This is a genomic window from Nitrospira sp. M1 (genome assembly GCF_965152605.1).
Window position 1 is genome coordinate 1,780,730 of the sequence record NZ_OZ224217.1, and the last position, 18,127, is coordinate 1,798,856.

Annotated in this window: 18 protein-coding genes and 2 pseudogenes; 11 read left to right on the plus strand and 9 right to left on the minus strand. The window is 45.7% G+C overall.

From position 1 onward, the window contains the following. Positions 1-117 precede the first annotated feature (117 nt). The 4 genes and pseudogenes from ACWHX8_RS08185 to ACWHX8_RS08200 form a co-directional block, all read right to left on the minus strand. On the minus strand, positions 118-564 hold the full coding sequence (locus ACWHX8_RS08185; RefSeq protein ID WP_447971463.1) for a hypothetical protein: 447 nt from the start codon (positions 562-564) through the stop codon (positions 118-120). Between the two features lie 56 nt (positions 565-620). After that, positions 621-1,060 (minus strand): annotated as a pseudogene (locus ACWHX8_RS08190) (phosphoketolase family protein); the annotation flags it as partial. 166 nt (positions 1,061-1,226) lie between these two features. Further along, positions 1,227-1,511 carry a universal stress protein gene (locus ACWHX8_RS08195; protein WP_447971464.1) on the minus strand — a complete coding sequence of 95 codons (285 nt, stop codon included), beginning with the start codon at positions 1,509-1,511 and terminating at the stop codon, positions 1,227-1,229. 407 nt (positions 1,512-1,918) lie between these two features. Beyond that, entirely contained in the window at positions 1,919-2,092 is a 174-nt protein-coding gene (locus ACWHX8_RS08200; protein ID WP_447971465.1) for a hypothetical protein, read from the minus strand. 394 nt (positions 2,093-2,486) lie between these two features. Between ACWHX8_RS08200 and ACWHX8_RS08205 the strand changes: the two genes are divergently transcribed. Both ACWHX8_RS08205 and ACWHX8_RS08210 read left to right on the plus strand, forming a co-directional pair. Next, positions 2,487-3,905, plus strand: a complete 1,419-nt coding sequence (locus ACWHX8_RS08205) for a sigma-54-dependent transcriptional regulator (protein WP_447971466.1) — start codon at positions 2,487-2,489, stop codon at positions 3,903-3,905. Next, a complete protein-coding gene (locus tag ACWHX8_RS08210; RefSeq protein WP_447971467.1) occupies positions 3,883-5,019 on the plus strand; it encodes a two-component system sensor histidine kinase NtrB in 1,137 nt (378 codons plus the stop codon). The genes ACWHX8_RS08205 and ACWHX8_RS08210 overlap by 23 nt, the downstream gene beginning before the upstream one ends. Before the next feature lie 85 nt (positions 5,020-5,104). Here the strand turns inward: ACWHX8_RS08210 and ACWHX8_RS08215 are convergent, their stop codons facing one another. Beyond that, the gene (locus tag ACWHX8_RS08215; RefSeq protein WP_447971468.1) at positions 5,105-5,989 is read right to left on the minus strand and encodes a cation diffusion facilitator family transporter; all 885 of its coding nucleotides are present in this window, start codon (positions 5,987-5,989) and stop codon (positions 5,105-5,107) included. Positions 5,990-6,206: 217 nt separating this feature from the next. On the opposite strand from ACWHX8_RS08215, the gene ACWHX8_RS08220 reads away from it, so the two are divergent. From ACWHX8_RS08220 to ACWHX8_RS08230, 3 genes and pseudogenes are all read left to right on the plus strand, one after another. After that, entirely contained in the window at positions 6,207-6,845 is a 639-nt protein-coding gene (locus ACWHX8_RS08220) for a CBS domain-containing protein (protein WP_447971469.1), read from the plus strand. Between the two features lie 156 nt (positions 6,846-7,001). Next, positions 7,002-7,235: pseudogene (locus ACWHX8_RS08225) on the plus strand (transposase); the annotation flags it as partial. Continuing rightward, on the plus strand, positions 7,195-7,545 hold the full coding sequence (locus ACWHX8_RS08230) for a transposase (RefSeq protein WP_447971889.1): 351 nt from the start codon (positions 7,195-7,197) through the stop codon (positions 7,543-7,545). The pseudogene ACWHX8_RS08225 and the gene ACWHX8_RS08230, both read left to right, overlap by 41 nt. Before the next feature lie 155 nt (positions 7,546-7,700). Here the strand turns inward: ACWHX8_RS08230 and ACWHX8_RS08235 are convergent, their stop codons facing one another. Together ACWHX8_RS08235 and ACWHX8_RS08240 are read right to left on the minus strand one after the other, a co-directional pair. Further along, positions 7,701-8,027, minus strand: coding sequence for a chaperone modulator CbpM (locus ACWHX8_RS08235; protein WP_447971470.1), 327 nt, complete (start codon positions 8,025-8,027; stop codon positions 7,701-7,703). Further along, entirely contained in the window at positions 8,020-8,985 is a 966-nt protein-coding gene (locus tag ACWHX8_RS08240) for a DnaJ C-terminal domain-containing protein (protein WP_447971471.1), read from the minus strand. The genes ACWHX8_RS08235 and ACWHX8_RS08240 overlap by 8 nt, the downstream gene beginning before the upstream one ends. A 288-nt stretch (positions 8,986-9,273) precedes the next feature. Here ACWHX8_RS08240 and ACWHX8_RS08245 point away from each other — a divergent pair, with 288 nt between their 5' ends. Then, positions 9,274-9,951 carry a protein-L-isoaspartate(D-aspartate) O-methyltransferase gene (locus tag ACWHX8_RS08245; RefSeq protein WP_447971472.1) on the plus strand — a complete coding sequence of 226 codons (678 nt, stop codon included), beginning with the start codon at positions 9,274-9,276 and terminating at the stop codon, positions 9,949-9,951. 15 nt (positions 9,952-9,966) lie between these two features. Here ACWHX8_RS08245 and ACWHX8_RS08250 read toward each other — a convergent pair whose 3' ends face one another. After that, positions 9,967-10,731, minus strand: a complete 765-nt coding sequence (locus tag ACWHX8_RS08250; RefSeq protein ID WP_447971473.1) for an endonuclease/exonuclease/phosphatase family protein — start codon at positions 10,729-10,731, stop codon at positions 9,967-9,969. A gap of 580 nt (positions 10,732-11,311) precedes the next feature. Continuing rightward, positions 11,312-12,175, minus strand: coding sequence for a universal stress protein (locus ACWHX8_RS08255; RefSeq protein ID WP_447971474.1), 864 nt, complete (start codon positions 12,173-12,175; stop codon positions 11,312-11,314). 1,510 nt (positions 12,176-13,685) lie between these two features. Between ACWHX8_RS08255 and ACWHX8_RS08260 the strand changes: the two genes are divergently transcribed. The 5 genes from ACWHX8_RS08260 to ACWHX8_RS08280 all read left to right on the plus strand — a co-directional run bounded on the left by ACWHX8_RS08260 (position 13,686) and on the right by ACWHX8_RS08280 (position 18,116). Continuing rightward, positions 13,686-13,931 carry a hypothetical protein gene (locus ACWHX8_RS08260; RefSeq protein WP_447971475.1) on the plus strand — a complete coding sequence of 82 codons (246 nt, stop codon included), beginning with the start codon at positions 13,686-13,688 and terminating at the stop codon, positions 13,929-13,931. 5 nt (positions 13,932-13,936) lie between these two features. After that, complete coding sequence (locus ACWHX8_RS08265) at positions 13,937-14,302, plus strand: STAS/SEC14 domain-containing protein (RefSeq protein WP_447971476.1); 366 nt, start codon at positions 13,937-13,939, stop codon at positions 14,300-14,302. Between the two features lie 103 nt (positions 14,303-14,405). Continuing rightward, positions 14,406-14,870, plus strand: coding sequence for a PH domain-containing protein (locus tag ACWHX8_RS08270; protein ID WP_447971477.1), 465 nt, complete (start codon positions 14,406-14,408; stop codon positions 14,868-14,870). Positions 14,871-15,420: 550 nt separating this feature from the next. Continuing rightward, positions 15,421-16,356 (plus strand): universal stress protein, encoded by a 936-nt coding sequence (locus ACWHX8_RS08275; RefSeq protein ID WP_447971478.1) that lies wholly within the window; start codon positions 15,421-15,423, stop codon positions 16,354-16,356. Positions 16,357-17,138: 782 nt separating this feature from the next. Further along, a complete protein-coding gene (locus ACWHX8_RS08280; protein WP_447971479.1) occupies positions 17,139-18,116 on the plus strand; it encodes a DUF1207 domain-containing protein in 978 nt (325 codons plus the stop codon). Positions 18,117-18,127: the final 11 nt, after the last annotated feature.

The window sequence follows — 18,127 nt, forward strand, 5'->3', positions numbered from 1 at the left end:
ATACTCTGCCAGTGACTCATGAATAACACGACCTCGTGATAAATGAAGAAGGCGTGACACAGTGAAAGGCACGCATGTATGCGATGCACAGTGTCCGGTCATTGAAGGGTGGCGGTATTACGCCGAGTAGATCGGGGGAGGGCGGATAGAGTTGTGAGAATGTATGAGTCGAATGGGTGGTGCACGTTCCGATGAGAGCTGTAATGAAAGTGTCGCGGATACGGCAGATGAAGACTCATGTACGACTGGAAGAAAGGCTAATGGCTGATCAGTTGTAGTCAAAGAATCATGAGAAGAAGCACTCAGGATCGAAAATCCTATTTCATCATGATTGAGCTGATGGGTCTGAGCATGATCACAATGGTGAATGTTTTTCGTGCCTTCCGGTGCTGAGAAGTCATGGGTGGAATGATGATGAAATTCGCATGCAAGATCCTGGGAGAGCACAGAATGGAACAGCCCTCCATGTTCGTGGGTTTGGTTTCCATGCGCATGGTCGGCTTCTGGGTGGATGTGAATGAGTGGGAAGGCCATAAGCCACAGCATTAACCATATGTGGCTCATGTTTCTCATCATTTGAATGGGTGTCGTCATTTGTCAAGATGCAGAGTTGTGAAGTCTTAGTGTCGTGATCTTACCATCTCATATTGGTTATTACCATCATTTAACCATGGGGCATGTCCAATGCGAATTTCTGTCATATCATCACCATATTGGTAAATATGTCTTTTATGGTCAATTTCTTATCACGAATCGCTTGCTTTGCGTATGCGGCAAGATAGCCAAGCTTGGGAACTCGGTCGATCACGTCAGCCACAAGATGGAAGCGATCAAGGTCATTCAGCACGACCATGTCAAATGGTGTCGTTGTGGTTCCTTCTTCCTTATATCCTCGCACATGGAGGTTCTGGTGGTTTGTTCGTCGATAGGTGAGACGATGAATCAACCAGGGATATCCGTGGAAAGCAAACATGATCGGCTTATCAGTCGTAAAGAGCGTGTCAAACTCTTTGTCTAAGAGTCCATGTGGTGGTTGAAGTTTCATGAGGTTCACCACATTGGACCTTAAAGCCAATGGTGCAGAACACCACATGATCAACGCATGCGCATGCTAATTTGATTCTCGACTTGATAGGAGATGGCGAAATTGTGCAACGGTGGAGGATGGTGTGTCAGGCCGTGAAGTATGCGTTCAGGATACTGAAATGCGATAGATGAAGAGAAGTTTAGCGCAGGATTAATACTGTGCAGTCTGCCTGATGAAGTACGCTGTGGGACACGCTTCCAAGCAAGAAGCGAGAAATACCTCGTCGACCATGAGATCCCATCATAACCATGTCGGTCTTGTTCGCAGGTTGTTGTTCTATGATGGTGTATGAAGGATCTCCTAATCCAACATGAGTTGTGGCTGGATACCCTATGGTTCCCAGCTTCACGGTGAGAGAGTCGAGCAGTTCTTGTCTATGAAAAATCGCCTGTTCTTCCAGCTGTTTGTTTTGACCTAAGGTCATAGGTCAAGGCATCTGCGATTGTGGCCATACCAGCATGAGTTGAATCTCCACAGGCTCGGAAAGGGTTTTCTTGCCAAAAAATTAAATGCGATTTGCGCATCTTCCTTTCCCTCAATAGGCAAGAGGATTTTCCGTAAAGAGGGCATAGATCTTTTGAGAATAAAGGTCGAACAAGACGCGTGGAGTACCGTGCGGTGAGAACACTTCCTAAGATGAGTTCCTTCACTGTTCCTAAACCTCTGGCCCCCAATAGCATCACGTCAGTCAAAGCCGACTGTGCGGTTTCTAATATGACCTGAGTGAGCCGGGGATCCTATTTGATGAATTGGCTGTGCCGGCTCAAAATCCAAGGGTAACTCCTGAACCATTTCGGAAAGCAGGGTATTTCCTTCTTCACCCAATTTCTTTTAAATGTCATCACGCAGGTGATCACGCACTTCAGATGTAATCATAGGGTGGTCTAACTCTGGCAGCGTCAGTGCATGCACGAGGGTTAATTCTTCCGGAGGCTTGAAATGTGCAAGAGCATGAACTGCGTTCATTGACTGTGTTGAACCATCTACAGCAACAAGCAATTTCATCTTATGATTCCTTTGTATTTTTTTCTCAGGATATAAGGTCAAATTGCGTTTGGGACTATGGATTATAGCTGAGCAAAAGCAATGCCATGGCGGTCATTACCCATGGATACAGAGTGAGAGACGGAGGATGGTGAAAGTCTATCTAATTAACAGTATGGTGGAAAAACCCATGGATGGAAATTTTTGACTCTCATCTCCTTTTTGGGAATAGACATTCTCTTACGACAGGCAGGGTGAAGGATTTGCCCTATTTTGCTACAGTTGAAGTGGGCATTATTGGTGATATTTGCTACGAAATGTAAAAGTGAAAGAATAAGAATCTAAAAAGAGAGCTATTTCTATATGGAAAACCGATAGAGTTGAAATTTTTAGGACATTTTATTTTAGGTGAGTTATGACTCAGGACAGAAATAGTATTCTCATTGTTGATGACGATCCAGAGATGCGAAATGTACTTCGTGATATTTTGTTCGATCAATCTTATCAAGTTGAAACGGCTCAAGATGGTCAGGATGCCTTGCAAAAACTTGCCAGCCAATCATTCTCCATTGTGTTGACTGATCTTCGAATGAAAGGGATGGATGGTCAAGAGCTCCTTCACGAAGTCACAAAGAAACATCAAGAATGTAACCTTATTATGATGACGGCGTTCGGGACGGTTGAAACAGCCGTTGATGCCATGAGGAAAGGAGCTTTTGATTACCTCACCAAGCCGATTAAGACTGACGAGCTGTTGGTGACGGTTGATAAGGCCATGCGCGAAGCGCTTTTGCGCCGTGAAGTTGAGCGTTTACGAAAGCAAGTTCGCCGCGAATTTTCGTTTGATCAAATTCTTGGGAAAAGTAAGCCTATGTGTGACGTGTTTGACCTCATTCGTCGCGTGGCCGACTCACAAACGAATATATTAATTACGGGCGAAAGTGGAACAGGAAAAGAGCTTGTGGCCAAGGCCATTCATTTTAATAGCCAACGTCAGCCAGCTTCCTTCGTTCCGGTGAATTGTGCGGCTATTCCAGAGCATTTGCTTGAAAGTGAATTATTCGGTCATGTCAGAGGCGCATTTACAGACGCCAAATCGGATAAACGAGGTCTGTTCGAAGAAGCACAAGGCGGAACGCTCTTTTTAGATGAAATTAGTGAAATGCCGATGATGCTTCAAGCTAAATTGTTACGAGCCGTGCAGGAACGGGAAATTCGACGAGTGGGTGCGACGCGTTCGAGTCCGATCGACGTCCGTATTATTGCTGCCACGAATGTAAAATTAGAAGAAGAAGTGAAAGCCAAAAACTTTCGTGAAGATTTGTACTATCGGTTAAATGTGATTGAAATTCGTTTACCCCCGCTCCGTGAACGTAAGGAAGATATTCCATTACTCGTTCAAGGGTTGCTTGAGAAAAGTATTGCTGGACGGCAAAAGAACATCCATGAAGTGGTCGAAGCGGCTTTCGCTCGTCTATTGGATTACCAATGGCCAGGTAACGTTCGAGAGCTTGAAAATATCATTGAGCGGGCCGCCACTCTCTGCCAAGGAGAAAAAATCACCCTGGAAGACTTGCCGCCAGTCATTCGAGAGGTGCGAGGTGAGGGGCAAATGGTTGAAGATGCTGTCGATCGCATGCTTCCATTAGAAGTATTGGAGCAAGCATATATTCGACGAATTCTAGAGAAAATGGGCGGCAATAAATATCAAACTGCACAAGTGCTAGGCATTGATCGAAAAACTCTCTATCGAAAGCTTAGTGATATGGATGATAACGCGAACCCCAGGGTGTCACGCAAGGGAAAGACCAATGAAGTCCGATTGTCATCATAACCCGATGTCCCCAATAACAGATGAACTGACAGAGCTTCCTGTCGTACAGCATATACGTGCAGATGGACCCGACGGGTTGGAAGCGATTGAACTTCAACTTGCTGGAATAATCCATTCTGCCATGGATGCCATTATCACGGTTGATGAACAGCAACACATTGTCATATTCAATGCTGCGGCTGAAGGCATGTTTCAATGTTCTGCTCACGATGTCATTGGTACTTCTCTCGAGAGATTTATTCCTATGCGGTATCGATCCGCACATCATGCACATATTCAGACATTTGGTGATACCTGCGTTACGAATCGACGTATGGGAGCGTTGGGATCCATCTCTGGGCTTCGAGCAAATGGTGAGGAATTTCCGATCGAAGCCTCGATCTCGCAGGTGTCGGTCGATGGAAAACGTTTGTTCACCGTTATTCTACGAGATATTTCTGATCGGAGGAAAACGGAGCGAATGGCTGAATTGGGAACATTAGCTTCTGGGATGGCACATGAAATTGGTACGCCAATGAATGTCATCTTAAGTCGTGCTGAGTATTTGATGCGCAAGACATCGGATGATCTGATCAAGAAGGGGTTGTTTTCGATTGTGACTCAAGTTGAGCGTATTACGAAAATTATGAATCAACTTCTAAGTTTTGCCAGAAAACGTCCTATGGAACGACGGGTAACCGACTTGAAATGCGTTATTGAGAATGTATTTGATGTAACCCATGAGCGGTTAGCTGGTCAAAATATTCAGGTGAAAGTCAAAGGTCAGACTCGGGAGGTATTTGCTGACTCAGATCAACTGAGTCAAGTGTTTTTAAATTTAGTCATGAATGCGTGTTATGCAATGCCTGATGGAGGGATGATTTCTGCAATCATTCAACCACTCGATCGTCAGGTGTGTGTGACGATCTCTGATACGGGCAAAGGCATTGCTGAGGAAAATGTCGTAAAACTCTTTGATCCGTTTTTTACAACCAAACCAGTTGGAGAAGGTACTGGCCTAGGGCTGACTGTCGTACATGGGATTATTCAGGAGCATGATGGAGTGATTCAAGTCGAAAGTGAACTCGGAAAAGGGACCGCATTTCATATTTTCCTGCCGATTTGCAAACTATAAATCACGTGGATATATCTCCTCATTTCTCTCTAAATCATAGGAAGCTCTCGTTCTTCACAGAAGAAGTACGAGGGACGAACGTGATTCATGTATGTCCTTCCGGTTCAACGTGCACGATGACGTCTTCAACATTTTGGAATTGTTTCTTAATGGTGCTTTCTACCTCATTCGCTAGCTCATGGGCTAACTGAATGGAGAGATCTGGTTGGACATGGATCGAAAGATCGACAAAGATATGGCTGGAAAGGCCCCGTGTTCGAATCTTATGACAATCGAGTATTCCAGGAATTTTCATGACCACAGTATAAACCCTATCCGGATCTAGGCGAACTTTATCGACAAGGGAGTCTGTCGCTTCTTTGAACACCTTAATCGCCGTCCATGCAATGATGACAGCAACAAATATGGCGACAAGAGGATCAACCATAGGATATCCCAATCGAATGGCTACCAAACCAATGAGTACTGAAAACGAGATGAGAACATCACTCGCCGTATGGTAGGAGTCCGCGATCAAAATTTCACTCTTTAATTCTTTCCCTCTCTGTTGTTCCCACCGTGTCACTCCCAGATTAATGATCATAGTTGTGCTCATCACTCCAAAACTCAGTTCCGTGACTTGAGGGGATGCGTCTTGCTGTAAGGCATGAATGCTGTTCCATAACAAGTATATGCAAGTACCCATCAGCATCCCTCCAATTCCAGCAGTCGCAAGGACTTCAAACTTTTTATGTCCATAGGGATGATCTTCATCAGGAGGTTTCGAGGCTAACCACAGACCAGTCAGTCCGATCACATTTGACACTCCATCAAATAGGGAATGAAACCCATCAGCTTGCATCCCTAAGGAGGCAGTGATCAATCCATAACTCAGTTTCGCGAGAGCGACCAAAAGATTGAGGATGAGGATGACCCATAGAACAAACTGTACGGCTTGAAGTCTGCTCGTCTGTGAAGATGTTCTGGACATGGAGTGTGGAGGAATCCGTGCTCATCAGTTTAGTCATGTTGAAGAAGTGGCATGACATTTTGAGTGACGTTTCGCAACTCCACATTACCAATTCTCGTTGTTGGAATGAACAACATTATCGGTGGGACTGAAGATGTGTTCTCATGTACAATATTAAATAATCGAGAAGACTCACAACAGGAGCAGTTAACAGAGACGTATCACCGAAAGGCTTGGTATGTTTGTTGTTTGGCAAGATGGTGGAATAAAGGTCCCATATACGCCAGGAAGTATTCGTCGTGGAAGAGTCGAGAGGATCCAAAGGTCTTCTTCCATCCAAAAGATGACCGCACAGGTACAAAATTCAAACCCGCAATCTCCTCAGACAGATAGCTCTCGCGTGGCTGAAACCTATCAGCAATCTGACTTACCTCTGGATAGTCGAAAACCAGCAATTCTTGCCAAACAAATCATGAGTTTCCCGGTTGTCACGCTTTCTCCAACGGCAAAACTTTCTGATGCGTGGAGCATCATTCAAAGTCAACGTTTTCGTCATATGCCAGTGCTTTCGTCACAAGGACATCTTGTTGGGATTTTTTCGGATCGAGATTTATTTCGTGCCACAATTGAGGTTGTCTCATCATCAGAGCAAGCTGGAGACAATCCTCATCAAAAACCTATTCAGCAGATTATGACGCGTAACGTGTTGTCGGCTGGTCCAGAGACAGAAATTCGAGCAATAGCCAGCATTCTCTTTAAAGAACGAATTGGGGCCATGCCGATTGTGACGGAGCAAGGCGACTTGGTTGGTATTCTCACCCGAAGTGACATTCTTCGAACGGTCGTTAATAACGCCCCGCTTGAATTATGGATTTGATAAGACGCGCATGCCTTATCCTCTCGGGTATTCGCCTCATGCTCGTTCAAAGCGCACGAGAGGAACATATGCAATGGAAGCAGTCCGAAGATGATCCAGACGGATCAAGGCCCGGTAGTATTGGCGGTCCCCCTGGGTTGAGCGGGGACGTCTGAGCCAACAGTCGCCAACAAACGTCACCGGCGCTTGGTGGGGGTGAACGACAAGGCGTTGGTCTTCTATGCACATGGCCTGACGGCGCGGGAGCTTCAAAGTCATCTCGAAGAGTTGTATGGGGCCGAGGTCTCGCCCACGTTGATTTCAGTTATCACCGAGGACGTACGGTTCGCCACCTGGAAACGCTCTCCCCATTCTTTCCTTTGCGTGTTTGTGTGTGAAGTCCCGGTATGAAGGGGCCGGCAAGATTACAGCGGGTTCTGTGGCGCTCGGGGTGAATTTGCTTGGTGAAAAGGAACTGCTCGGGATATCTGGGTCAATGAAACCGAAGGGGCGAAGTTTTAGTTTGTGTCTTTCCCAAATTCCGACAACAGGGTGCTCAAGATTGCTGTGTCGCCTGTGTGGGTTGGTTGACGAACCTGCAGAAGAAGCCTTCGCAACGGTCTTTCCGCACACCCAGGTGTACGTGTGCCTGGTCCATAAAGTTTGGCAATCCCTACGATGTGTTGTTTGGCAAGAACGCCGCCCCTTCGCCCGTGATTGACGAGCGATCTAAGGCGTCGCCACAACTCTGGTCGTTATCATACTCTCTTATCTTTCTTGTGAAGATTGGGTTCTTGCATGGTCGTGCAGGCTATGAGCGTGGTTCAATTGACATGTGTGTGTGTTCTGTTGCGTAAGAAGTAGATGTGTTTCATCTTATAGATCTCTTGAGTAAAGGAGGTTTTGCTCGAGATCTTCGATTCGGTCTAATAACTCCAGAGCTACAGCTACACCAGCCCAGTTAATGCCCAGGTCTCGATGAAGACGAAGGCCTCGTGAGAGTCGAGCGAAGGCTTGAGCTTCAAATAATTCTTGTCCGTCTTGGTCAGTCGTGGAAACATGCACAATTTCCCAACGAAGACAGACTTCTAACAGTTCCTGGCCTATCCCCAATTGTGCGCAGAGTTCATCTCGTCGATACCAGTCTGGCTCAAAAAGCTCGGCAATGACCTGATCGATCTGTTGGTTGGGTTTTTCAGGCATGAGTGGCCTCCTGCATGAGATGAGCTCGAGGGTCGGGATGTTCGAGGGTTTTGAGTTGTTCGTACAGTTCGTGTTCACGTGTGCTTAGTTCATGGGGAAGTACGATCTCAAGGACAACAAATTGATCACCATATTGCCCTTTTCGAGAGGGTAAGCCTTTGCCACGTAAGCGCATTTTCTGCTTGGATTGGCTAAGGGGTGGGATGGTGAGGCGAACTGGTCCTTGTAGCGTGGGGACTTCAACGTCCGTTCCCAATGCGGCCTCCCACGGCCATACGGGAAGGGTTACAAGGAGGTTCATGCCTTGTCGTTGAAAGACCGGATGCGGTAATGCGTGAATATGTAGGTATAAATCGCCTGGAGGTCCTCCACCTCGACCAGGCGCGCCTTTTCCTCTCACCCGCAGGCGTTCGCCATCTTTCACGCCTTTGGGGATGCGAATGTCAATGATATGCGGCTTCCCTGTGGCGTTTGTAAATTCCAATCGCCTTGTGGCTCCCGAAAGAAATTCACGGAGAGGCAGTTGGACCGTCGTTTCAAGGTCGGCTCCTGGCATGGCAAATCCACGAAATGTGCTTCCTTCATTCTGTGCTTGTTGGCGAAAGAAGTGTTCAAATGCTTCACTAAAGTCTGTTCCTTCCTGCTGAGAACTGGAGGGATCCCAAGAGCCATATGCCTTCCGACTCCCAGCGTGCTCTTGGGCACGCTGCTGAGCTTCGGCATCTTTCCATTGGGCTCCATATTGGTCATATTTTTTACGTGTGCCTTCATCACGTAACACCTCATACGCCTCATTTAACTCCTTAAACTTTTTTTCCATTTCAGCTTTTTTTTCACCAGGATGGAGATCAGGATGATATTTTCTGGCTAAACGACGATACGCTTTTTTGAGGTCTTCAGCGGAGGTGGTTTTTTCGATGCCGAGGATGCCGTAGTAATCGCGTGGTGTGGTAGTCATTGGTTGCTAATTCTTTCGGTGAATGGCTCTGTGTGTAAAGATATATCATACAAAAAACATCTCGTGAATATCGAATCATGCGGAATTATGCAATCAACTGCTCTAGCGCTTCATTGCTACCTTGCTGATACAGACAATTTTCAAAAAGATACTTGTTTGCTTTTTTAATACTACTCCTTAGAATGAAAGATAAATACGATACCATGTGTGTTGTGTCTTGGAAATTCGTAATGTGTTCGGGAAATTCATCGCTCCTTATTCTTAATCCATGCTCAGTTAGGAATTCTGATGATGGGCTGTCATGAAAGCGCCTTTGGCGATGATCAGGCAAGTAGGCAGTTTGAACGCGACAAAATGGTTGATCAGCAAATTGTTGCACGAGGAGTGAAAGATTCAGCGGTTATCGCGACTATGCGTCATGTGCCGCGACATCGCTTCGTGTTGGAGAACAATGGCGCAGAAGCGTACGGAGACTATCCGCTATCTATTGGTTACAAGCAAACGATTTCGCAGCCGTTCATTGTTGCATTCATGACTGAAGCCTTACAACTTCAGCCGGAAAATCGAGTCTTAGAAATCGGCACAGGATCTGGCTACCAAACAGCGGTGTTAGCACATGTCGTATCCCAGGTCTTTAGTATTGAAATTGTCGAACCATTGGCCCAACGCGCAGAACGTATTTTGAAGGATCTGGGTTGTAACACTGTCACAGTTAAAGTCGGTGATGGATATCAAGGCTGGCCTGAGGAAGCACCGTTTAAGGCTATCATCCTGACAGCCGCTCCTGATCATGTTCCACAATCCCTCCTGGAGCAACTGGAGATTGGCGGACGACTTGTGCTTCCAGTTGGCAGTGATCCACAAAGTCTCGTGTTGATCCATCGCACCCAGGAAGGCTATACCCGAACAGAACTCCTCGCCGTATCATTCGTACCGATGACTGGACAAGCCAGGGAGGGTCGATAGATATGTTGTGTACACTTAACCGACCGGAAATTGAATTCGTAGGTCTGCGACCAGCGGAAGGTGGTCTGAAGCTATCAAAGACTTTCGTGTTCGAGGGATCTCTACGTGAAGGATTTCTACACGACCATCGTAAAATAGATGGTCTAAATGAAGAACAGGAAACACGCCAGGATAGGTTCGACGTCGTTTCGCAAAGGCACGCAGATCCAGGCTTTTCAAGACTCGCGTCAGCTCAATCGTCGCAAAGCCACGTCCCCACTCGTTAAAATCGCCTAGTACCACCTTTGGCCCACGGATGTTGTCCTGGCCAATGAATGTGCCCAGCTGCTTGGCTTGATAGTGGCGCTCTCGTAATCCGACCCCAAGGTGAACGTTGTAAATGTGAAACGCATGACCTCCGATGAGAATATCGACGCGTTGACAGCCTCGGGCCTTCCGTCTTTTCCATGTGAGGTCGTATTGGGTGTGATTGTCGATTGGAAATCGGCTCATGATGACGTTGCCATATAAACGGCTCCGCACCAAGCGTGTGACTCCCATGGCCCATCCCATCCCAAGTGCGGCGCCAAGCTCCTGGTCATGTCCGTAGCCTTTCGGCCCAGCTCCCAGAACTTCCTGGAGAGCAATCACATCTGCTTGCAGTGGTCGTAAGACCTCTGCGATTCGTCGAGGTAACACACGACGGTCTAACCCTCGACACCGATGCACGTTATACGTGACAACTCGGAATTCGACCGACGATTCGCCGTGAGGATTTTGGTCAAATTTGCGGATCGTCACACGTCCTCACTCGTTTGTCCCGTCGATTTGTCGACATATGATTACTAAATGCCTCTAGTGAGAACAGGTTCAAAGTCGGCGGCCAATTCAGCACCCCTAGATAAACGCAGCGATCGTAGTAACTTAGGACACCTATTATTATAGTCATAGCGGTACCTGCTCTGTGTGGTCAATGAAGGAACAACTCGAAACACGGGTACTGTCGACATGGAGCACCAGCTCGTAGAGTGCCGTTGTCAACGTTCTAATGACGTGAATGAGGTATTCTATTCTCAATAATTAATCACTATGTAGCATTCGTATATGGATATTTCACTTGCTTTTCAATATTTCTGGCCTTCTGGAAAACTATTCAAGAAACTAGGGATTTCCCCAATTCCTAAATGTCCATTCTCAAGAGTATTTTATATCAATGTCTAGTCCTGGGAAATGTATGATTTATTCGAGGACGGAATTCATCTTGGTTCCATTGATGATATAACAAGGAGGAGGCGACATGATGTCTGTGATAGCCAGCGAGCAGATTGAAAAATGATACAGATACTACTAGAAAATTGAGCAGTTGATGCTAATTATTTCGTTATCGAATTAACAACACTGAACACGTGGAGTGGTGAAGAATAGTGTGTGATACGCTTCCTACTAAAAACTGGCTGACTGCTGACGGATGATTGACTCCCATCATGATAAGGTCCGGCTTCGTCTCGGATTCCTGATCGAGAATCGTTGCTGCTGGTTCGCCCATTCCAACAATCCCTGTCACAGAGTAGTGAGAGCTATGTAACAAGTTCACTGCATCGTCAAGAAATGTTTCGGTACTTTCAAGAGCGCGTTGAATTTTCGATTCCGAAGCTGAAACTCCAGCTCGTAAGAAAGACCGTGGAATCGAAACAACTGTGAACGCAGTGATGGCTGTCCCTTCAGGAAAGGGATGCTTAGAAAGGAAGGGCTTCACTCGTTGCACGTCATCAAGGTCCTGGAGAGGGAGAAGAACTGTTTTTATTTCTGTTATGGGAGCTTTGACCAGTAAAACCGGACAAGGGGCATATGTGAGGACTCGATGCGACACGCTTCCTAATACTAATTCTTTGAGCTGACCTACACCACGGGCCCCAAGGATGATGAGATCAGCCTTAATTTGCTGAGCTAGAGCGAGAATTCTTTCAGCAGGAGTTCCTTCTTCAAGCCGTCTGTCCACGGGGAGGGCATGAGTGGAAAGAGATGTCATGGTGTGTTTTAACACCTGTTCCGCTTCGTTCCGCATGGCTTGTTCAACCGTTATTGCAAGATCTTTGGCAATCTCTGGCCCAAGCGTCGGGTAGCTCAATCGAGGCAAGTCGATCACATGAAGAATCGTGAGATTCTTCACTGAGGCTAAATCACGAATGACTTCGCTGGCTTGCTTGGAATGTTCAGAACCATCAACTGCTAATAGCACTCGCATAGAATACCCCTCATATCATCGGCCAATGTGATATGCATTTGTTGAGGATGTTGATCCGTTGCATATAATTCGTTCAATTGTTGATTGTCGTATGCAGGTCGTCATTCCATTCTCCCACATGCGGTGTCTTCTGCGCAGCAGTCTTAATAGTTCTTCTCACTTCCGCATGGACAGAGAGAATTGCCGCGTCGTGAACCACTTTTGAGGGTTTTCCAAAAAGTACTCGGACACAACGGCAAGAATTCTACTTCCTTGGGCGGCCCCTGGTCCTACCTTGCCCAAAATCTCACGAGGTTTTTTTCTGTTCGATACTTATCATCAAATGTCGTTGGAGGGATTAGCACTTCACTGATTTGCTTCCACTTCCATCCAGGAAATCCTAAAACTGGCATGGTCGCGGCAGCGGGATTTACAAATGTATGGCGGCCTTCAAGGTCTAGCCCAAAGATTCTCTCGCCTGCGGATTGAAGAATATAATCATTCTAACGGCGGAGAAAGGTAATGGTCTCCTCAGCTCTCTGCTTCAATTACTTGATACCCAGCTTTTTCTAAACTCATTCTCGCGACTTTTCTCGCATCCGCTTCATCATCGACAACCATGACTCGTCCCATACGGTACTCCTCATAGGTTTTTGAAATTGTGTAAATAGAACGTAAAAACATGTATGGATCTGAGCAATTTCGATGCCGATAAAACGATATTGAAAATTTCTTAACTTTTATAGATTTATAGTCACCACCGATATTCTGGCTAAACACGAGGGGCCAGATTGTTCACGTAATGTGTAAATCGTTAACTTGCAGTGTAACGTGAAAGAAAGCGTCTAGAACTAAAACGTCTATCAATGGCTCACAAAACATATCCTAACCTGTTTTAAGTGAATTACATCTGCTGACATTTGCAACAACCCTGTTTGTAGCGTATGCCCAAAAAGTCTCACAGCTCGTCTATAGATCCCTGGAACTAGAAATAGAAATGTCATTAAATTACTTGTTGAAGTGAATGTTGTGAATCCCCAAAATATGGTGCGCTGGAAGGAAAATATTCGTCTGGCTCCACTCTTGCTTATGTTTCAACACGAAACACCCAGGTGGATGGAGGTTGCGGTGTCTGCACCTATTTGACCGTCTTGGACTCATTGGTAACTTGCAACTTTTTATTACCAACGATTCTGGTCCGATGCACATCGTTGAGGCATTTAATGTTCTCCTTGTTGCCATTGAATAATCTGCTTGGTGATGCAGTATGAACGAAGTTTCGCTGAGGGGCTGGTAGGGGAGGCATGGGACATCGTGGAGGAATGAAGTCAGGCGGCAGGTATGGCGGCAGAGGATGGCATGATATGGTGAGTGATATGGAAATTGATTAGAGGTAGAGAGCATGGTGAATGTTGTCAAATTACTGAGTAATATTCATGAGACTACACATTAATAGTCGACGCCAGCTTACACATAGTAACCTGAGAAATTTTCAATAAACTGTCAGTGTTCGCGGCACTGGGGAATCCAAATGCCAGGACAGAAATATCCCAATGAGATCCTCATCGACGGATGGTATTCGGCATTAGTCGTGATTGACCATTCAGGACCGTATTGGCTTCATACCGCGTTTGCTCAATATGGTTGTGCGAATGCAGATGATCATCCCATAACGACTCCACTTATAGGTGTCGCTCATGGCTCTAACGTATCGTCACTGTCGAATCCTCGATTGGATAAAAAGAAAAAGAAGGGCTCCGATATTGATTGGGAATAAGAAGAATGTATCGAGTCTTAGATGAAACCTCTAGTCATACCGTGGGCATCAAAGTCGATGGCAAATTGACGAAAGACGATTATGGAGTGTTAATTCCATATTTTGAAAATCGTATTTGTGAATCTGGACCATTGAGCCTACTCTGTGACATGACTCAATTCACTGGAATTGAAATTGAGGCCTTCTGGGAAGATTTTACATTCAGTATTCATCATTTGCACGATTTTCGACGAATAGCCATTGTTGGCGATCAACGCTGGTTGGATTGGTATACGAAGATCTTCAATCATCTTGTAAAAACCGAGTTGCGGTACTTTCAACAGGAGCAAATCGATGAAGCCTGGCGGTGGGTGAAGAGTCAAGCACTGTAATAGGTGGAGTCACATTGGAGTCAGAATTCCAATTCATATGTCCATCCGAACTTCCTCCTTCTTGACCACTCATTCTTTTTAGAGATCTTATTTCCCTTGAACAATGCCAAAGACATTACACAATCGAATTATCTGGCAGGCGTTTCCTTCTTGGGGACAATTTAGCTGGCTCTATTTTTTTGCGATTTTAACAGCATTTCGAGGAATGTTGTTCCTTCGCCTTGGTTTGCCTGGGTGGCAGATATGGATTGCAGGAGCCGTTGTCTTGCTTCTGGTCGTCGCTCTTATACGTCGTTGGGCATATTATGTCGTGACTCCGACGTGTGTGAGTATCAAAAACGGGTATACCAAACAAGAAATTGCTTCTATCAGACTTGAAATGATCAAAGATATCGATATTGTGCAAGGGCCCATTGCCAGACTTTGGGGAATTGGAACCCTGGTTATTCAATCCACCGAGACAGGGAAAGAGCTGAAGCTGCGTGGGGTGCAAGATCCCGATGTTGTCGAAGCGAAAATGAGGGCGTTGTTACCAACCCGGCATTCGGATACCCAAGATTTGCCATAAACACGATTTTTCTTCAAATCCTAATCAGTAGTTATAGCCGTTCCAATTGACTTCCGTCTGTACGACGTGTGTTGTTGCGCTGTGTACATGATGTACATTCGGTTGGAAGTTATTTGGTTTCGCTATAAATCCATTTGGAATTCGCCTCTTGAACACTAATGGAAACTTTCTTCAAACTGTTGCCTTTCCCACTGTCATTGAAAGTAGGCGCTGTAGATAAACTGCTCGTGTGTTCAAAGAGCCACTATTTTTCAGATTGAAAATTTTCTATTTCTATTGGTTTCCCGATTGTTATGATCCTTTATGGCCATTCCTTATATCGTTGCTTGTCACCTGTACGGAAGGAGAGATTGCCTGTGTTGAAAAAAACGTGCACCGATTTGGACTGATAGTAAGGAACTCCTGTAAGCTGGATATGAAAATAATATATTAGAGGGTCATCTATAAAAACAATCTGTCATACCGTAACAATTGACTGCAACTCAATGATTTCAAAATGGATGAAGCATATGAATGCGCTAGCAATTCAATGCTCGAAAGGAGCATGTAGATGAAGGTCTTATTGGCTTTGGAAAAAACACGTGTTTCATTAAGCGCCATTCGGATACTTGGCAAGTTAATGCTTCCAAAAGGATCCAATCTTTTTCTTCTTCATGTGCATGCCATTCCTCAAAAGATCACGGGTCTGGCGAAGGAACGAATTTTAAAACTTTCAAAGCATGTGCAAGATGTTCAAAAGGAAGAGCTTGTGCAGACGAATCAATTCCTGGAGAAGATCGAGAATACATTAAAACACCAGAGCGTGCGTTTTCGATCTCTTGTAAAAATGGGATTTCCTGGAGAGGAAATATTGAAGCTCATTCGAGCGAAAGGTATCGACCTGGTGGTCCTTGGCACACGAAACTATTCCAAACTGACAGGGTTTTTACTCGGCAGTGTGAGTCAATGGGTGCTCCAGGAGGCACCATGTTCCGTATTAATTGCACGCAATGTACCTCGAAAGAAACTACATGATCGTACAATAAAACTTCTTTTGGCAACGGATGGGTCTCCCGATGCGCAGGCAGCCATCGACTTTGTGAATGCCGTGGAATTACCGTCTTCCTCGCAAGTCACTGTACTTCATGTCATTCAAAAACAGGTGTACGAAACCGAACTGTCTTTGAAGATGACCAGAAAAGATGAAGAGGAATTTTCCAAGTTAGCCGAAGAACTCTTTAAGGCACGAGGCCGAGAAGGGGCGAAATTGCTTACAGATACTCGAAAGGCACTATCTTCCCATAATCTTCATATTGATGAACAGTTAGTGTATGGCAATGCGGCGGCTGAAATTCTTAAATCTGCTCGGAATATGCGGGCGGATCTCATTGTGGTGGGTTCGCGTGGCTTATCGGGGATCAAGCAGATGTTCTTGGGCAGTGTGTCGAATAAGATTGTCCACCGTGCCGGATGTTCAGTGGCGGTCATACGACGCCCAAGCAAGTAGTGAATCCAGGAAATCATGGAAAGAAAGACTTTTGGGGAATTTGAAGAAGCGAGACCAATGTCTCTCATCTGTTCAAAACAGTAAGCTATTCAGTATTGAAGGTTCTCCTATTCTCTATCGCTCGAATCGGGTTATGTGGAAACTCGCTGTTTACTGTGGGTTCGTGAAGCTTTAACCTCCAATAGCTTTGCTCAGTGTTTTTTGACACCTCTGCTCTGGTTATCCTATTGCTTTAAGATGTCATCACCTTAATCAGGCATAGTCTCCCTCAAATACAGTGCCGTTGCAACCGGGTCACTCAACGCCCGTGTCCAAGCAGACTGATGTATATCTGGATTTGCTATCATAGCTCAAATATTTTCAATAGATGTATTTGGGAGATTCCCTTTCCAGGATCTATAGCAGTGTGAACATGATATAAGGGATTTAATATAAAAAGGAAGGAACCTTAGAAATGAGTAAGACTGTCAGACTTCAAGAGGAATTCAGAAATGTATTACTTGCATCTTTCTTAGAATGAAAGATTCAGAAAGAGGGAAGGTACTCTTATTCTGAAGTATTCTGGAAATGTCATGATAGAAATTCAAAAAGATCAGATGCGGCGTTGTGGCAAGGCGTTCACGAGGGTATTCAAGGTACAGCTATGGGAATGTGGAGGTTTGCACTGACTGATGAGGAAATCAAGAATGTGCTTGCCTTTGTGAGATCTTTGGCTCACTGATTACAATGTGTGATGAGATGAGAGTGAGGAGTGCTTGTTTCAAATGAGCACAACCAAATATATGAGTAAGAGAAACACATTGCAGAAGTGTAGTTCGGGGTGTGCCTTTGTTGTCCTCATCACTCTTCTTCCGGGTGTTGGATGGGCCAAAGAAGGAGAATGGTTCTCATCAACGTCTGCACGACACGTTGATTGTCGCTATGCTGACACGTCCGACGATGTGAGGACTTCAGAGAGCGATGAATTTCATAGCGTGGGCTTGCCAGATGACGACGTCTTCCGTCCTCTTCTGGCCGCTCCGAAGGAACCAAGGTTTTTCGGAGCCTATCAACGAGTGCGATTTAAGGGGGGCGGTGAGTCTTTGAATGTTGGCTTCATTACCGCTGGGGGTACGTTTGGGTTATGGGGCCATCGACATGAAACAAACTGTGACGGACTTCAGTTCAACCTCTTTGGTGCGATCTTCTCGCAGTTCAACTTGGATGCAAACTCAACCGATCTCATCAATTCTGATTTTCAGGTTGGTTTTCCTCTTACGTGGCGTCGAGGACCATTTTCCACACGAGTGCGAGTGTATCATCAAAGCAGTCATGTCGGAGATGAGTTCCTATTGAGAAATCCTGACTTCAAGAGGGTGAACCTTGGTTTTGAAGCCGTGGATGCCATTGTCTCATTCGATTCACACTGGTGGAGGGTGTATGGAGGGGGAAGCTATCTCGTCCGTCGGTCTCCGGCACTTGATCGAGGCCTAGTCCATTGGGGTCTGGAATTACGGGATACTCCAGAAGCTTCGCCCATGTTGGGTCGGCTCATGGAAAGGATTTACTTTGCGCCGGTATTGGGGGCCGATTTCCAGTCAGTCGAAGAATTCGGCTGGAATGTGAATATGAGTATTTTAGGTGGTCTAGAGTGGTCGCGCATAGGCAGTACCCGCCGGTATCGGCTTCTTCTGAGTTACTATCGCGGCCATAATCCTTTCGGACAATTCTTTGATCAGAAGATCGAGACCTATGGCATAGGTTTCTACATTGAGATATGACGAAATTCTGT

Bases quoted from the DNA above. Each gene is read 5' to 3' on its own strand.
- ACWHX8_RS08265 (WP_447971476.1), top strand. From the start codon at position 13,937: ATGTATCGAGTCTTAGATGAAACCTCTAGTCATACCGTGGGCATCAAA.
- ACWHX8_RS08195 (WP_447971464.1), bottom strand. From the start codon at position 1,511: ATGACCTTAGGTCAAAACAAACAGCTGGAAGAACAGGCGATTTTTCAT.
- ACWHX8_RS08245 (WP_447971472.1), top strand. From the start codon at position 9,274: ATGATGGGCTGTCATGAAAGCGCCTTTGGCGATGATCAGGCAAGTAGG.
- ACWHX8_RS08275 (WP_447971478.1), top strand. From the start codon at position 15,421: ATGAAGGTCTTATTGGCTTTGGAAAAAACACGTGTTTCATTAAGCGCC.
- ACWHX8_RS08210 (WP_447971467.1), top strand. From the start codon at position 3,883: ATGAAGTCCGATTGTCATCATAACCCGATGTCCCCAATAACAGATGAA.
- ACWHX8_RS08235 (WP_447971470.1), bottom strand. From the start codon at position 8,027: ATGCCTGAAAAACCCAACCAACAGATCGATCAGGTCATTGCCGAGCTT.
- ACWHX8_RS08260 (WP_447971475.1), top strand. From the start codon at position 13,686: ATGCCAGGACAGAAATATCCCAATGAGATCCTCATCGACGGATGGTAT.
- ACWHX8_RS08215 (WP_447971468.1), bottom strand. From the start codon at position 5,989: ATGTCCAGAACATCTTCACAGACGAGCAGACTTCAAGCCGTACAGTTT.
- ACWHX8_RS08185 (WP_447971463.1), bottom strand. From the start codon at position 564: ATGAGCCACATATGGTTAATGCTGTGGCTTATGGCCTTCCCACTCATT.
- ACWHX8_RS08205 (WP_447971466.1), top strand. From the start codon at position 2,487: ATGACTCAGGACAGAAATAGTATTCTCATTGTTGATGACGATCCAGAG.
- ACWHX8_RS08280 (WP_447971479.1), top strand. From the start codon at position 17,139: ATGAGTAAGAGAAACACATTGCAGAAGTGTAGTTCGGGGTGTGCCTTT.
- ACWHX8_RS08220 (WP_447971469.1), top strand. From the start codon at position 6,207: ATGTTTGTTGTTTGGCAAGATGGTGGAATAAAGGTCCCATATACGCCA.
- ACWHX8_RS08200 (WP_447971465.1), bottom strand. From the start codon at position 2,092: ATGAAATTGCTTGTTGCTGTAGATGGTTCAACACAGTCAATGAACGCA.
- ACWHX8_RS08240 (WP_447971471.1), bottom strand. From the start codon at position 8,985: ATGACTACCACACCACGCGATTACTACGGCATCCTCGGCATCGAAAAA.
- ACWHX8_RS08255 (WP_447971474.1), bottom strand. From the start codon at position 12,175: ATGCGAGTGCTATTAGCAGTTGATGGTTCTGAACATTCCAAGCAAGCC.
- ACWHX8_RS08270 (WP_447971477.1), top strand. From the start codon at position 14,406: ATGCCAAAGACATTACACAATCGAATTATCTGGCAGGCGTTTCCTTCT.